Source organism: Endobacterium panacihumi (genome assembly GCF_050847465.1).
Lineage (GTDB): Bacteria > Pseudomonadota > Alphaproteobacteria > Rhizobiales > Rhizobiaceae > Neorhizobium > Neorhizobium panacihumi.
Genome location: NZ_JBOZRA010000001.1, coordinates 1631129 through 1644600, shown reverse-complemented (window position 1 = coordinate 1644600; position 13472 = coordinate 1631129). Strand labels below are relative to the sequence as shown.

The 13472-nt window shown below is 59.1% G+C and carries 14 protein-coding genes and 2 tRNA genes; 8 read left to right on the top strand and 8 right to left on the bottom strand.

Annotation, left to right across the window (positions count from 1 at the left end; all coding sequences use genetic code 11):
- Positions 1 to 190: 190 nt before the first annotated feature.
- Entirely contained in the window at positions 191 to 985 is a 795-nt protein-coding gene (locus ACRQ1B_RS08180) for a hypothetical protein (RefSeq protein ID WP_432293123.1), read from the top strand.
- Positions 986 to 1200: 215 nt separating this feature from the next.
- Positions 1201 to 2466: a GGDEF domain-containing response regulator gene (locus tag ACRQ1B_RS08175; RefSeq protein WP_432293122.1), complete on the top strand. Its 1266-nt coding sequence runs from the start codon at positions 1201 to 1203 to the stop codon at positions 2464 to 2466.
- A gap of 63 nt (positions 2467 to 2529) precedes the next feature.
- On the opposite strand, the gene ACRQ1B_RS08170 is transcribed toward ACRQ1B_RS08175, so the two are convergent.
- The 3 genes from ACRQ1B_RS08170 to ACRQ1B_RS08160 are packed head-to-tail and all read right to left on the bottom strand — an operon-like array spanning position 2530 to position 6177.
- On the bottom strand, positions 2530 to 3969 hold the full coding sequence (locus ACRQ1B_RS08170) for a c-type cytochrome (protein ID WP_432293121.1): 1440 nt from the start codon (positions 3967 to 3969) through the stop codon (positions 2530 to 2532).
- A 2-nt stretch (positions 3970 to 3971) separates the two neighbouring features.
- A complete protein-coding gene (locus ACRQ1B_RS08165; protein ID WP_432293120.1) occupies positions 3972 to 5606 on the bottom strand; it encodes a GMC oxidoreductase in 1635 nt (544 codons plus the stop codon).
- A 25-nt stretch (positions 5607 to 5631) separates the two neighbouring features.
- Complete coding sequence (locus ACRQ1B_RS08160) at positions 5632 to 6177, bottom strand: sorbitol dehydrogenase family protein (RefSeq protein WP_432293119.1); 546 nt, start codon at positions 6175 to 6177, stop codon at positions 5632 to 5634.
- Positions 6178 to 6492: 315 nt separating this feature from the next.
- Between ACRQ1B_RS08160 and ACRQ1B_RS08155 the strand changes: the two genes are divergently transcribed.
- Both ACRQ1B_RS08155 and ACRQ1B_RS08150 read left to right on the top strand, forming a co-directional pair.
- Positions 6493 to 6936, top strand: coding sequence for a MarR family winged helix-turn-helix transcriptional regulator (locus tag ACRQ1B_RS08155; protein ID WP_432293118.1), 444 nt, complete (start codon positions 6493 to 6495; stop codon positions 6934 to 6936).
- 113 nt (positions 6937 to 7049) lie between these two features.
- On the top strand, positions 7050 to 7286 hold the full coding sequence (locus tag ACRQ1B_RS08150) for a hypothetical protein (protein WP_432293117.1): 237 nt from the start codon (positions 7050 to 7052) through the stop codon (positions 7284 to 7286).
- A 91-nt stretch (positions 7287 to 7377) separates the two neighbouring features.
- Here the strand turns inward: ACRQ1B_RS08150 and ACRQ1B_RS08145 are convergent, their stop codons facing one another.
- Both ACRQ1B_RS08145 and ACRQ1B_RS08140 read right to left on the bottom strand, forming a co-directional pair.
- Entirely contained in the window at positions 7378 to 7899 is a 522-nt protein-coding gene (locus ACRQ1B_RS08145) for a DUF805 domain-containing protein (protein WP_432293840.1), read from the bottom strand.
- Positions 7900 to 8373: 474 nt separating this feature from the next.
- Positions 8374 to 8448, bottom strand: a tRNA-Asn gene (locus tag ACRQ1B_RS08140).
- 148 nt (positions 8449 to 8596) lie between these two features.
- Here ACRQ1B_RS08140 and ACRQ1B_RS08135 point away from each other — a divergent pair.
- Complete coding sequence (locus tag ACRQ1B_RS08135; RefSeq protein ID WP_432293116.1) at positions 8597 to 8884, top strand: hypothetical protein; 288 nt, start codon at positions 8597 to 8599, stop codon at positions 8882 to 8884.
- Positions 8885 to 8950: 66 nt separating this feature from the next.
- On the opposite strand, the gene ACRQ1B_RS08130 is transcribed toward ACRQ1B_RS08135, so the two are convergent.
- A complete protein-coding gene (locus ACRQ1B_RS08130; RefSeq protein ID WP_432293115.1) occupies positions 8951 to 9595 on the bottom strand; it encodes an exopolysaccharide biosynthesis protein in 645 nt (214 codons plus the stop codon).
- A 538-nt stretch (positions 9596 to 10133) separates the two neighbouring features.
- On the opposite strand from ACRQ1B_RS08130, the gene ACRQ1B_RS08125 reads away from it, so the two are divergent.
- The gene (locus ACRQ1B_RS08125; RefSeq protein ID WP_432293114.1) at positions 10134 to 10415 is read left to right on the top strand and encodes a hypothetical protein; all 282 of its coding nucleotides are present in this window, start codon (positions 10134 to 10136) and stop codon (positions 10413 to 10415) included.
- 237 nt (positions 10416 to 10652) lie between these two features.
- On the opposite strand, the gene ACRQ1B_RS08120 is transcribed toward ACRQ1B_RS08125, so the two are convergent.
- Both ACRQ1B_RS08120 and ACRQ1B_RS08115 read right to left on the bottom strand, forming a co-directional pair.
- Positions 10653 to 10726, bottom strand: a tRNA-Cys gene (locus ACRQ1B_RS08120).
- Between the two features lie 347 nt (positions 10727 to 11073).
- Positions 11074 to 11367, bottom strand: coding sequence for a hypothetical protein (locus tag ACRQ1B_RS08115; protein WP_432293113.1), 294 nt, complete (start codon positions 11365 to 11367; stop codon positions 11074 to 11076).
- A 282-nt stretch (positions 11368 to 11649) separates the two neighbouring features.
- Here ACRQ1B_RS08115 and ACRQ1B_RS08110 point away from each other — a divergent pair, with 282 nt between their 5' ends.
- The gene (locus ACRQ1B_RS08110) at positions 11650 to 12297 is read left to right on the top strand and encodes a protein-L-isoaspartate O-methyltransferase family protein (protein WP_432293112.1); all 648 of its coding nucleotides are present in this window, start codon (positions 11650 to 11652) and stop codon (positions 12295 to 12297) included.
- Positions 12298 to 12457: 160 nt separating this feature from the next.
- Positions 12458 to 13387, top strand: coding sequence for a PopZ family protein (locus ACRQ1B_RS08105; protein WP_432293111.1), 930 nt, complete (start codon positions 12458 to 12460; stop codon positions 13385 to 13387).
- Positions 13388 to 13472: the final 85 nt, after the last annotated feature.

The following is a 13472-nucleotide window of genomic DNA, read 5'->3' as shown; positions in this document are numbered from 1 at the left end:
TCCGCATTTCCAGAGGCGAGTGTCACGTTTCCAGCCATCTCGTCGCCACACTGCGTGAGATGCCTTATGTTTCAGGCCTGTGGATCAGATAAAAATCTGCATCGAAACGACACGCTGTGGGTGGCCATGCCAACCATTCGGAAAGATTTATTAACGATACTCCGTCGCAAAAGATGTGAAGGAGCAGGTCATGGCAAAGGCAGCCACGGGCAGGGGGCGCAAGACGCGTCGTTCAACCAAGGCAAAGGGCGGCATGGTGCCGTGGTACGGCGCTGCGGCCCTGGTTGTCGCCGGAATCATTGCTTACGATCACCGCGACGATCTTGCGCGCTATCTGCCGCCGGCAAAACCACCGGCCACCAGTACCAGTCGGCAGGAAGCCGCAAAGCCGCAGCCGGCGCCGCGCCCGTCTCCGCCCGCTGCCGTGCCCAACGCCAGGTCGGCCGCAAACGCGCCCTCCGGCAATGTGCCGGTACCGCCCGCTGCCATTCCCTCACGATCCGTGCCCGCAACGGCTCCATCACCGATCGCCAAGCCTATGCTTGCCTCGTTGCCACCACCGGCGATACCCTCAGTCAGTGGCGCCAGGGCGCTTGCCCCGGATGGCGGCGCCAAGATGGTGGGGGCGGGCTTCAAGGGGCAATTCTATTATTGCGGTCGCTCCGGGTTGAACAATTGCATCGCCGAAGCCGGCGTGTTCTGGCACGACAAGACTGCTGTACGCTTGGCCGACGTCAACGTGCCGAGCGCCGAATCGGCAAAGTGCGAGGCCGAACGCCAGCGTGGTTTCCGCGCCAAGGTGCGGCTGCGTGAACTGCTCGATGCCGGTCCGTTCGATCTCGTTCTTTCCGACAGCGGCGATCGCGAGCAGGCCGGTGCAAAATTGCGTGTTGCTATGCGCAGCGGAAAGTCGATTGGTGATCAGCTTGTGCGTGAAGGTTTAGCGCAACCCAAAGATGGTAGATTTACCAATTGGTGTTCATAAAGCGGCGAGCTTTTGCTCTATAACATTCTTTCCGCTCGCAATTTTACTTCATCTATAATCGGTTGGTAACAGGTTGCCCCATACAAACAAGAAGGATTGGGGTGACTGTTATTGCGGTGGGGTTGATGGCAGCCAGGAAAGATGCACGTCGCGCAAGCGTCGTGGCAACAAAAGACGAGCATAATAGAATACTGCTTATCGAAGATTCTCCGGCCATGACTATGCTGTTGCGGCAGCGTATGGAAGAAGAAACGGGAGCGGAAGTCATTTGCTGCAACAGTCAGGCTTCTGCGCGGGCCTGTCTGGAAGCCGAGCATTTTACGCTTGCCTTGACGGGGCTTAACCTGCCGGACTCGCCGCGCGGTGAAATTCTCGGTCTTCTCGGTGATTTCGGCGTGCCTACGATCGTTTTTACGGCGATCTTCGACCCCGAAGCGCGTGAACGATACGCGCAGAAAAAGATCATCGACTATATCGTCAAGGACGGCCCGCGTACGGTTGAGACCGTAATCCAGACCGTGGCGCGCATTTTGTCCAACAGTGCCTTCACGATCCTCGTGGTCGATGATGCGCGTTCCGCCCGATCGGGGCTGGTGGAAATCCTGACCCGCCAGAACTTTCGTGTGCTCGAGGCGCATTCCGGCAAGCAGGCGCTGGAAATCCTCGAAGTCGAAGACAAGATCGATCTGGTCGTCACTGATTATCATATGCCCGACATGGACGGCTACGAGCTGACACGGCGCATTCGTGAGACGCGTTCCTCCGAAGAGATGCGCATTGTCGGCGTGTCTTCCTCCACCGACCGCTGGCTTTCCGCCAGCTTCCTCAAGGCCGGTGCCTGCGATTTCATCTATCGGCCTTTCGTTCCGGAAGAGCTGCAATGCCGTATCGACAACAATATTGAAACACTCAAACAGATCCAGCGGCTGCGCTATCTGGCCGATCGCGATTATCTGACCGGACTGTCGAATCGCCGCTGTTTCTTTGAAAAAACACGGCAAATGGAAGAAAGCCGGACACCCGACCACTGTAGCAGCGTGGCCATTCTCGACATCGATCATTTTAAGCGGATCAACGACACCTATGGCCACGAGGCCGGCGACCGTGTGTTGAAGATGGTGGCCGATACTTTGGCCGAGGCCAGTGCGGCAGCAAAACATTTTGCCGCACGACTGGGCGGTGAGGAATTCGCGCTCTACCTGCGCAACACGGATGCGTTCCAGGCACATTCCTTCTGTGAGCAGCTACGACAGCAGATCGAGGAACTGGTGATGGAGGTCAACAATCACGAGATCTCCGTGACGGTGTCGATCGGGGTGGTGGAGACGGAGACCGGTGAGAGTTTCGACAACAACCTCAATGCGGCCGACCAGCTGTTGTATCTGGCGAAGAGCAGCGGCCGAAACAGGGTCTATTCGACGCTCACCCTGCCGGAAGCGATGACGGCGGCCGGCGTTTCAGCTGTGGCGGAACTCTTCTGATCAATAAAAAACCTCCCGTCGCGAAACGGGAGGCTGGTATCTCGCAGGATCGGCCGGCCGCGCTTACACGGCCACTTGAGCTCGGGACCGCTTGCGGCGGAAAAGCCATACGGCTGCGCCCAGCACGATGACAGCCGCCACAGCGCCAACACCCATGCCGATGCGTGCAAACAGCACCAGTTGCGAGCTCGGGCCGCCGTCACGGATCACCTGCACATCCTCAGGCGTTACCGTCAGCCTGGCATTGCCGTAATCCTTCAGCAGATAATTCGATAGCGATGCGACTTCCACATTGGTCAGCGCGTTGACGGTGTTCGGCTGATCGCCGAAGGGCGGCATGAAGACATGGCCGTCTTCCGTGTGACGATCGACGCCATAGAGAATGGCGGCGATGACGTTGGTGGCATTGTCGCCGGCGGTTGCCGCGTTGTGGAACAGGCTCGGGTAATAACCGTCAGCCGTGCCCTGGGCATTGTAGCCGTGGCAGGAGGCGCAGTTGGCGGTGTAGAGCGCTGCACCGGCGTGGTCGCCCTTGATGCCGCCAGCGTAATCCTTGCCGCGGAAACCGGACAGGTCGTTGCCGGCCTTGCCCTGATCGAAACGTGTCGGGGCAGCTGCCTGCGAAGCGTTCGGGTTGGGGATGCTGCGGACATAGGTGGCGATGGCGTTGAGGTCGGCATCGGTCAGGTGCTGGAAAGAGTAGCTGATGGCTTCCGCCATGCTGCCGGCTGCCTGGGCGCGGTGATCGAGACGACCGGTCTTCAGATAGGTGACCAGCTCCTCCTGCGTCCATGAACCGATACCATGCACCTTGTCATTGGTGATATCAGGCGCGAACCAGGGGCCGATCTGGCCGCCGGTGAGGTTCAGGTCCTTCTGCTCCTGCATGAAGGTCCCGCGCGGGGTGTGGCAGGTGCTGCAATGGGCCGCGCCCTCAGCCAGATACTTGCCGCGGTTCCATTCCGCCGACTGCGCCGGATCATCCTTATGTATCTCATTCGGACGGAACAGCATGTTCCAGCCCATCATCGAGGCGCGGATGTTCATCGGGAAGGGCAGGCTGGTTTCCGGCGCCTTTTCGTCCACCGGCTGCACGCCCTGCATGAAATAGGCGTAGAGCGCGTGGATGTCCTCATCCGTCATGTTGGAATAGGACACATAGGGCATGGCCGGATAGAGGTTGGCGCCATCGCCGCGAACACCCTTGCGCACCGCGTCGGCGAACTGGGCTTCGGTGTAGTTGCCGATGCCGAATTCCTTCGACGGCGTGATGTTGGTCGAGATGATCGTGCCGACCGGCGACGACATCGGCAGGCCACCGGCCATCGGCTTGCCGCCGACATGGTTGGTGTGGCAGGCGACGCAGTCGGAAGCGGTCGCAAGATAACGACCTTTTTCGATCAGTTCCTTGGAGAATTGGTTCTGGGTGTCCTGGGCCGATGCCGGAGCAAGCGCAGCAAGTGCAAGCGGTGCAGCAAGCGCGAAAGTTTTTACGCTCTTCATGATCATGCGCCCCGCATCTGGTCGACCATCGCGTCGCCGGCCTTGAGGGCGAGCGCGACCATGGTGATGGTGCTGTTGCCGCAGGCGCCTGCGGCCATCGCGCCGCCGCCGGGGATGAACAGGTTTTCGTGGTCATGGGCGCGGCAATCCACGTCGACGACCGAGTTTGCGGCATCCTTGCCCATGATGGTTCCGCCCATGATGTGCTTGCTGTTGTTGAATTTCGGCGAGATCTTGATGTCGACCGCACCCATCGCTTCGGCGATCTGCTTGCCGATCGGCTGGGAGTAGGTTTCCCAGCACTTGCGGACGTAATCGCCGACATCATAGTGGATCGAAGGTTTTGGCAGGCCGAGCCAGTCCTTCTTGTCCGACAGGGTCAGGCGGTTGTTCGGGTCGGCCAGAATTTCGTGCGCGGCAACGATATCGGCCGTGCAGGCGGTCATGCGGCGGATTTCCTCGTCCAGCGCCTTGCCGACGAGGCCCTTCTTCAACGCAGCGAATGTCACGAAGCGGTTACGGGCAAAATTGTTGTAGCGGAAGTACGCGCCGGCATGCTCCGAGCGGAACGCGCCTTGAGACGTTTCCATGATGCCGGAATTGACGACCGGACCTATGCCCGACCAGAACGGCTCCTTGGTGGTGACCGTGAACGAGCGGGCCGGGTGGTCCATCATGTTGCGGCCGACCTGATCGGACGAGTTGGCAACACCGTTCGGGTTGCGGTCGTCGGTCGACATCAGCAGCAGTTTCGGGTTTTCGAGACCGTTGCAGGCGAGCACGAAGAGCTTGCCGCTGATACGGTGCGACTGCTTGTGCTGGTCGTAAAAATGCACCGCCTCGATCTTGTTCTGGGCGTTCGTTTCGACCTTGTAGACAACCGAATCGACGAGCAGCGTGGCGCCCTTCTTTTCCAGGCGATGCAGCGCTGTTTCGGCGTCATACTTGGCGGCGACGGGACAGACCGGAACGCAGTTGTTGTTGGCGCAGCAGGCCGGGCGGCCATCGTAGGGCATGCCGCTATTGCGCGCCTGCGCCACCGGGATGTTGTTGTAGCCGAGCGTTTTCACGACTTCGGTGAACTTCACCTCACCCGGAGAGAACGGCAAAGCCGGCATCGGGTAGGGGGCGGAGCGAGCGCCTGTCTGCGGCCATTGCTGCGTGCGATCTGCGGGGCCGCAAATGCCGAGCTTGTGCTCGGTGCGGACGTAGTAGGGCTCCAGCGTGTCGTAATCGAAGGCCCAGTCGCGGCCGACGCCATAGAGCGAGTTGATGCGCATGTCTTCCGGCGTCAGGCGCCAGGACGTGCCGGCCCAGTGCCAGGTGGAGCCGCCGGCGTAGCGGATGAAGGTCTGGTCATAGGCGTCGGGGCCCGAAAACTGCAGATAGGCATCTTCCGGCTTCTCGGCACCGCTCGGATGCGGTGCCCAGGGGCGGGGCGGATAGGCGACCGAGGTATCGCCTTTGACGCCGAGCGGCGCATTGCGCCAGTTCTCGACGACTTCGGCGCGCGAAACGCGGGGGCCTGCCTCGATCATGAGGACGGAATGGCCTGCATCGAGCAACTGTTCGGCGATCACGACGCCGACAACGCCCGTTCCGACGATGACGACGTCGGCACTAGTCTTGGTAACCATGGGAAAACTTCTTCTAAGTGGGTCGTCAGAAAGTCGGCATCGGGGCCGAGAGCGGCAGGTTGGGCCGGGTCCACAGATTGGGGCCGGAAATGCCGTAGGAGGGGATGGTGAGGATGTCGCTGGTGGTCTTGAAGGTCAGGGCTTCTTCGTAGGTGAAGACCTTGGCATTGCGCTTTTCCGAAGAGCAGCCGCTGTACCAGGCAAAGATCACCCAGTGGGCAAAGTCCTTCAGTTCGCCTTCCGGAATATCGCCGAAGAAATCCTCGACCGTCGTCGCCTGCTTCTTTTCGGCAATGGCGATGATGGCATCGAGCATGCCGGCAAAATTCTTGTACTCACCGGTTGCCGTTTCAGCGATACGCGCGCCGACATCGGGATTGAGCTGGTGATTGATCAGAAGGCCGGAGAGCTGCATGAAACGGCTCTCAACCCCCGCATCGACCGCCGCCAGCGAGATGGCGGGACAGAGCGAGGCGGCAAGGCTGCCGGCAAGAAGGGTGGCGCCGCTGAGCAACATGCCGCGGCGCGACATCATCAGCTTGCCGTTGGGATCGTTCGACTGTCTCGTCATCTCTGTCCTGACCATGAAGAAAGTGAGCCGGTAGCCCACGGGAAAAGGATTTCCGGCGCGGCCGGCGCGTTGCATCGCCACGCAATGTCGGGCAATGTCGCGCCCTTCACCGTGGCGCTGAGCGCCTGGCGTCTGGATGCTGAAAACTGCTGACGGATTTCGGGCATGCGGAAGTCACGAAAAAAGGCGCGAGCGGACTCACTGACGCTGTCGCGAGACAGCGCAGTCCTCCACCGCGCCAAATAATTGGATAGCTGATGATCAGTTACGCCACCAATTGACCTATGTCAATCTGTCGCATGGGAGAGGATTTCTGTGATCGTAACTGCCGAACATATGTTGAATACGCACGGGATCCTGTTGCGGCGCTGCCAGCAGGTGGCGCTGGCGCTGTTTACCGAACAGGCGGTCGAACACGGGTTTTCGCCGACACAATACAGCGCGCTGGCCTTCGCCTATATCGAGCCGGGCATTCAGCAGAATGCGCTGGGCGAACGCATCGCGCTTGACCGTTCATCCGTGACAAAATGCGTGGAAATTCTCGAAAGGGATGGCCTGATCCGCCGCGAGGTGGATCGCAGCGACCGGCGTGCGCGCATGCTTTACATCACGCCGGAAGGCGAGAAGGTGCTGCAGACTGTGCATGATGCGGCGTTGAAGGCGAGAAGCCGCATCTACGAGACGATGGGCAAGGAACGTTTTCAGCATTTTCTAGAGGACATGAAGGCGTTTAGCGCGATCCTGGATGAAAAGGGGTGAGGGCGCCGGGGCGCCCATCGCCCCGTTTTGGAACAAAATCCTCATGGAATCGTTATGCGCCAACACTTTCAAAAAGATGCGTGAGCGCGCAGGGATCAGCTATGATTTCGACCATGGGATCGACAACCGTCTTATCGTCCGATGACCTTGAAGAGATCGACCGGTTTCACACGGCTTGGTGCGAAGAGAACGGCGTAGACAAAACGGACGCAGCGGCACTGGACGTGGCATCCGGCCTGATCGATTGGTATGCGTCCGACACGAAATACCGAGCGCGCACGAAACTCGAACACGCGCCGGAATTGCCGGAGTCGGAACAGATCAAATCCCTTCTCATGCAGATCACCTGATCGGCCACACGGCATTCTCTCGACATCCTATCCGTATGATCAAGCGGCCTTGCATCCGTGAAAGGGTGCCGGCCTGCCTTCAGCCGTTTCTTTAGCGCAATTGGCCGAATGTCTTCTTTCCACCGGTGACATTGTGCATCGGTGGTGCGGGTGGGGTTGGGTCGGAGTGCCTGATCGATGCGTCCGCGTCGCTCGGCCCTTGGCACGCCCAGACAATCCACGCGATCGTGCCGATCGGAAAGAGGAACGACAGCAGCTGGTGCCAGCCGCTTCGGTTGATGTCATGCAGACGGCGTGAAGCGATGGCGATCGACGGCAGGAGGGTGGCCAGTCCCCAGATCGACGAAGCGGCCTCCGACGGATCGACAAAGCCCAGAACGAAGTGGACGAGGACATTGAACAGGGTCGCGTACCAGAATTCAGATCGGCTGGCGCGGCCTGAAAAGTTCACATAGTTGCGGAAGAAGCTGGCAATGGCTTCACCAAAACTCATGGCCTTTGGTGGCGACCCGAAACGGTTGGGCCCAAGCGGCGGGCTCTGAAGCACGAAAATCAGCGGCACGATGAGCAGGATCAGAATGATCAGCCAGTGCCATACGGAGAAACTTCCCATCATCAAACCTTTCCATGCTTTTCTTGTCCTGAAACCCCGTCAAAGCGGTTTCAGGGGGCGCGTGCGGGCGGAAGATGATCAGTGTGATTGCGGTCTCCCTGCCGGCTTTCAGCGAGCCGTTGCGGCGTTTCGCGCAACGTGTTCGATCTGCCTGCGGAGTTGCTCGCCATGACCGCATCAGCGCTGCGGCAGCCGCTTTTGTGATGACCTGATCCGACCCCGGATGCATGATGGTAAGGCATTGGTTGCATTTTTGTGAACCGCAATCATCAGAATATGCGGGTGCAAATTGCAGAATCACATCATCGATCAAGGCCGGTTGACCATATCGGGAGGATGTGCGGTGGACGCAGCATGCCGGAAGGGACGGGCGCACAGTCGGAAGCTCTTGCGGCGAGGTGATGCGGCACAAAGCCTAAGTCATTGATTCAAATGAGAAAGGGGTCCGCTTATGAAAGCGAACCCCTTAGAATTTGGCTCCCCGGGCCGGATTCGAACCGGCGACCTGTCGATTAACAGTCGAATGCTCTACCGCTGAGCTACCAGGGAAAAACCGCGTCGCCGCGGCGGTGAGCGGGGTAATACAAATGCTTGGGCCATTTGCCAAGCGGTTTTTGTAAAAAAAATGAAGGAACTTGTTTTATCCACTGCGACTTCCCACCTCGCACCTGTGAATAAGCCCAAAAACGGAGGCCAGATGGCTGCGGCAGACGACGAGAGAAGGTCGGGTTTCGGGATCGATCCCAAGGATGGCAAGCTGATGCTGGGGCGTTTTCGCCTTCCCATGCCACGTTCACGCTTCGGACGCATGGCGCTGGGCATTGTGCTGGTCATCTGCGGCTGTCTCGGTTTTCTGCCCATCCTCGGCTTCTGGATGGTGCCGCTTGGCCTTCTGGTTCTGTCCATCGATCTGGCATTCGTGCGCAGACGGCGCCGTCGAATCGCGGTCTGGTGGGCAAGGCGCCGCCCGAGAAATGCTCGATAAACAGAATCGCCCGCGAAAATTTCGGATTTTCGCGGGCGATTCTGTTCCGGGGAGTTCTTGTGTCGCTTACGAGCTGAAGATCGACATCAGTCCTTGGCCGGCGCTGAAGGCCGCGTAGGCGAGCGCGGCAAAATAGATCTTGGTGCCGATCAGGAAAACATAACCGCCCAACACGACGAGCCCATCACGCTGGATCATGCCGACGGCCAGAAGCAGAATGGCGACGGCCGGCAGCGTATTGGAAAACGGAATGAGGCCGAGCGGGAACATGAGAAGAATGCCGCCGACGGTGATCGCCAAGGCATTGATACGATTGGCCACCGCGCTGCCGGTAAGCTGCATTGCCCGCGGTTTGACGAAACGGTCGAATTTTCCGACGATGCCGATACCACGCTCGAGCGCCGGCACCAGCTTGGCTGTGTCGAGCTTGCGGTCGAGAATGCGCCTCGGCAGCCAGGGCAGGCGGTTCATACAGACGGCGATGCCGACGAGAATAATGGCGGCGCCAAACACCGTGCTGACGCCCGGAATGGAGACGGGAATGAGAAAGGGCAGGGAGGCGATGGCGCAAAGCAAGAGCAACCCCTGCTCGCCGACCGCGTCCATCAGTTCGCGCAGCGTGATCGATTGACCACGTATGCCGCTGACAAGCGCCTGTAACGTCTCCGTCAGGGAGCGCGAGGTATCTTCAAATTCGACGGATTGCTGCACATTCACCTCCGTGTTGATGCGGTTGCGATTGTGTAGCAGCTTTGTTGCGGCGCGAAAACCGATCCGACGGTTCGCCGATCAGCGAACCGTTCCCGATCTGACCCGCCGGATCGCGGCTCTCAAGTCTTATTTATGCGCTACAAAGTGATCGTACATGCCGACACCGATGACCAGAACCAGTATGCCGATGACGAACGGATTGATGGCGGTGACAAAGTCAAGATAATGCATGACGGTTTCTCCTCTTACCGCATGATCAATTTACCTTGGGGGGTGTGGCCGCGCATTGATGCGCCGCAAATACATCTCCCGATCTTCGCATCGAGCCGGTCGATACGGTGCCGCAGGTCTCCTCAGCCCCTTGGCACACGCATATGTTAGCAGATTTGATGACAGGCAGCCAGAGGCGCGAATCCGCCCCGTTTTCCTGCAAATTTTATTAGATGGTTTTCGGCAGTGTCTGTGGTCAGGATCGCTCAAGAAAGCGGGTCCAGACTTGCTCTTTCTCAAAAGCGCTCCGGCGGGAAAGGCGGCAGGCATGGTGAAGCTGACGGTGATCGAAGGTGGCAGAAGCAACAAGGCCGAAGGTGAGGCGGATCACCTCATCGGTCCGACGCCGGAGGACGTGCGCAAGGAAGCCGAGCGCCGTATTCATGCCAGTGGGTATGATGCCTGGCGTATCCGGGAACTGGCGACAGGCGCGCCGATGCCGATCGAAATTCGTTATCTGCGCATGCAGATTGAATATGCGGCGCAGGCAATTGCCCGCTTCGTCAAAATCCCGGCGGACTTCAGTTCGGACGGCTACTGGCCGGCATAAACTCTGCGCGAGCCGGACTGTGGTGGGAGAGAATAAGAACGGCCTGCGTGATCTCGCGGCAGCAACGTGACGTCAATCGGTCGCCCGACCCCGTTCTAAAGCTAACGGCAGTCGCGTTCTCGACCGGCTTTTGACAGATACGGAGTGGAGTGTCCAGCGTCTGCTGCTCAATCGACCACGCAGCAACCGCCAGCGCCAGGCGCTGTGGTTTCAATCTGCTGATTTTATTAGGAAAATTGGAGGCCTCGCCGAGAATCGAACTCGGGTGCAAGGATTTGCAGTCCTCTGCGTCACCACTCCGCCACGAGGCCATCCGGGTATTCATCGAGCGGTGACGGGCGTTTAGAACGAATCCACGAAGCGTGCAATAGGCTGTTTGGTAAGTTTACCGTTTTTTCGTGTCAGCCGTTCGACAACCGATAAAGCCGGAGCGGAAAAACCGTGCCGAAATGGCGCATTCTGCCGGAAACAGGGCGGGCCGGATGCCAGAATGCCCGTTGGTGTTCGGATGGATGATCCGCCCGGTTTGAATCGCATCGCGCTTTCAAGCCGACTGTGCGGTGACTGAACGCGCGGTGTCGAATGATGAAAAGACAGAGGATCATGTAGAGATCCAACAGAATTGAAATCACTCTGTCGGACGCTCCTGTCGCGCCTCTCATATCTTCTCATCCGTGCGCAGCATCTCGGTGATCATCGTGCCAAGCATGGTGTGCAGGTTGCGTGCGGTCGCAAGATCAAGTCTGAGGCGACTGGCAATTTCGACGGTGGGTGATCCGTTGAGGTCCATGATCGCGGATCCGAGGGAAATATAGGCAATATTGTTATGGTGCCGGAATTCTGTGATCATGTCGACGAACTTCACAGGCACGCCGTTATCACGCACGGACCAGAAGCTCTTGAGGCTGGCGACTTTATCAATACTGTCGCGAAGCAGCGCGGTGTCGGGCATTTCTTTCTCCTGAAAACATGACACCCTATCGCCATAAAACCCTGCTTGCGTCCAGTTCATAGTGAATTTTACGTTAATGCAGACAATTGCAGTCATTTCGCGTTGGCCCGGCGATGGGAATTGCCGCGGTAGCGGTTATGGCCTCGATCTTCTGCGCCAGACGTTCCGCGCCACGTGTCGTTGAAGCTGTTTTTGCTTTCCGGCGTACGCCATGGCTTGAAAGCCGCTTGCGCCCTCAGTAATACGGGGTTCAGTTGGACCGCTTTCATGAGGCGCAGAAGCATGACCGATTACGAAAAAGCGCGGATCACCATGGTTGATAACCAGATCCGTACGACCGACGTGACCTCTCACTCGGTTCTCAAGGCGTTTCTCGCCGTTCCGCGTGAAGCTTTCGTGCCGGATGCCGTCAAGCCGATCGCTTATATCGACAACGATATAGAGGTGGCACCGGGCCGTTACGTGCTGGCAGCTTCGCCACTCGCCAAGCTTCTGCAGCTGGCCGCCGTGACGCGCGATGATTCCGTGCTGGAGATCGGCTGTTCCACCGGCTATACCGCCGCCCTGCTGTCACATCTGGCCGGCAGTGTCGTCACCGTCGACAGCGACGCGGTATTGGTGGAGCAGGCCAGAGCCTCGCTTGCCGGTTATGACAATGTCGTGATTGCCAACGGCGATATGGCAAAGGGTCACTACGAAGAAAGCCCCTACGATATCATCATCATCAGCGGCGCTGTTGAAGAAGTGCCGGCGGGCCTGTTTGATCAGCTGCGTGACGGTGGACGTCTGATCGCAGTCGTCGGCCATGGAAATTCCGCTTTCGCCACCCTGTTCACCAAGGAGCGCGGAGGGGTTTCGGCAACGCCGCAATTCAACTCGTCGATCCGCGCCCTGCCGGGTTTCCTGAAGGCGAAAGAATTCGTTTTCTGATGAAATGTCGGCACAGCTGTGTCGAACAAATCTGTGCATGCGCAGCATGACTGGCCCGCCTTCGATTGTTTCGAGGCGGGCTTTTCCGTTAAAATGCCGGTGATTCGTCCTCGCGTATCCTTGAGGCTCCGGATCATGAACCGTCAGATCGGGGAAGAGTATGGCTCAGCCAAGCGTAGCGCGTGAACCCTCCATGGAAGAGATCCTGGCGTCCATTCGCCGGATCATCGAAAGCAACGAGCCGGCGGCCGAAGGTTCCGCTCGCGACTTTGCCGATTACAACGAGGAGCCGCGCGTATCCGACGATGCGGGCGATATCGCCTTCGTGCCGGAAATGGCGGCGAATGATCCGGGCATGCCGGCGCGCGAGGCCGCTGCGGCAAAGCCTGCGCTGCAGAACCATGATTTTTCGGCGCAATCGGCCGCACCGGCAGCAACCGTTCCGGAACGCTCGCTTTCGCTCGCCGATGTCGCTGCCCGCGTTCGGGCTGCTTCCAGCCGTGCGCCCGAACTGCCTTCCGAAGCACCCAAGTCGGAAACAAAGGCCGGCGTGCCCAAGTTCGAAGCGACCGAGGCTGCTGAAGAACCCGTGAATGTTTCTGCACTAAACGTGGTCTCGTCGGCACCGCGGCCTTTGCCGCGCCCGATCCTGCCGCCGATTCCCGAGCTTGGCGTTGCCGGTTTCAACCCGGATGACGTTCCGGCCGAACCTGAAAGGATGCCGCGGATCGTGGAGTCTGCTATCGAGCCCACCATGCCCGAAACGCCTGCCGCCGAACCTGTTTGTTTTGCCGACGAGCCGCAGGCAAAGGCTGATTTGCATTTTTCCGAGCCGAAAGCCGAAAGCCTGCCGGCCAAGATCGAAGCCGCTGCCAACCTGATGTCGGCGGAAGCCGGTGCGCAGGTTGCCCGCTCTTTCGGCGAACTGGCGGATATGCTCGACGGCTTCAATCAGCAGTCGGTCGAGGAGATCGCACAGGACATGCTGCGCCCGATGCTGCAGGAGTGGCTGGATGACAATCTGCCGACGCTCGTCGAGCGTCTCGTGCGTGAAGAAATCGAACGCGTCGCCCGCGGCCCCCGTCGCTAAGGGCGTCGTTAATCGCCGTTCAAGCGTCATTTCAATAGCCGCTCCGGCGACGGGGCGGCTTTTTTATTGACTTCACCCGCCCCAC

What these genes read in the sequence shown, in the direction of transcription:
- ACRQ1B_RS08110 (WP_432293112.1), top strand. Translation starts at nt 11,650, where the DNA reads ATGACCGATTACGAAAAAGCGCGGATCACCATGGTTGATAACCAGATC.
- ACRQ1B_RS08170 (WP_432293121.1), bottom strand. Translation starts at nt 3,969, where the DNA reads ATGAAGAGCGTAAAAACTTTCGCGCTTGCTGCACCGCTTGCACTTGCT.
- ACRQ1B_RS08175 (WP_432293122.1), top strand. Translation starts at nt 1,201, where the DNA reads ATGACTATGCTGTTGCGGCAGCGTATGGAAGAAGAAACGGGAGCGGAA.
- ACRQ1B_RS08180 (WP_432293123.1), top strand. Translation starts at nt 191, where the DNA reads ATGGCAAAGGCAGCCACGGGCAGGGGGCGCAAGACGCGTCGTTCAACC.
- ACRQ1B_RS08160 (WP_432293119.1), bottom strand. Translation starts at nt 6,177, where the DNA reads ATGACGAGACAGTCGAACGATCCCAACGGCAAGCTGATGATGTCGCGC.
- ACRQ1B_RS08150 (WP_432293117.1), top strand. Translation starts at nt 7,050, where the DNA reads ATGGGATCGACAACCGTCTTATCGTCCGATGACCTTGAAGAGATCGAC.
- ACRQ1B_RS08105 (WP_432293111.1), top strand. Translation starts at nt 12,458, where the DNA reads ATGGCTCAGCCAAGCGTAGCGCGTGAACCCTCCATGGAAGAGATCCTG.
- ACRQ1B_RS08165 (WP_432293120.1), bottom strand. Translation starts at nt 5,606, where the DNA reads ATGGTTACCAAGACTAGTGCCGACGTCGTCATCGTCGGAACGGGCGTT.
- ACRQ1B_RS08145 (WP_432293840.1), bottom strand. Translation starts at nt 7,899, where the DNA reads ATGGGAAGTTTCTCCGTATGGCACTGGCTGATCATTCTGATCCTGCTC.
- ACRQ1B_RS08125 (WP_432293114.1), top strand. Translation starts at nt 10,134, where the DNA reads ATGGTGAAGCTGACGGTGATCGAAGGTGGCAGAAGCAACAAGGCCGAA.
- ACRQ1B_RS08135 (WP_432293116.1), top strand. Translation starts at nt 8,597, where the DNA reads ATGGCTGCGGCAGACGACGAGAGAAGGTCGGGTTTCGGGATCGATCCC.
- ACRQ1B_RS08115 (WP_432293113.1), bottom strand. Translation starts at nt 11,367, where the DNA reads ATGCCCGACACCGCGCTGCTTCGCGACAGTATTGATAAAGTCGCCAGC.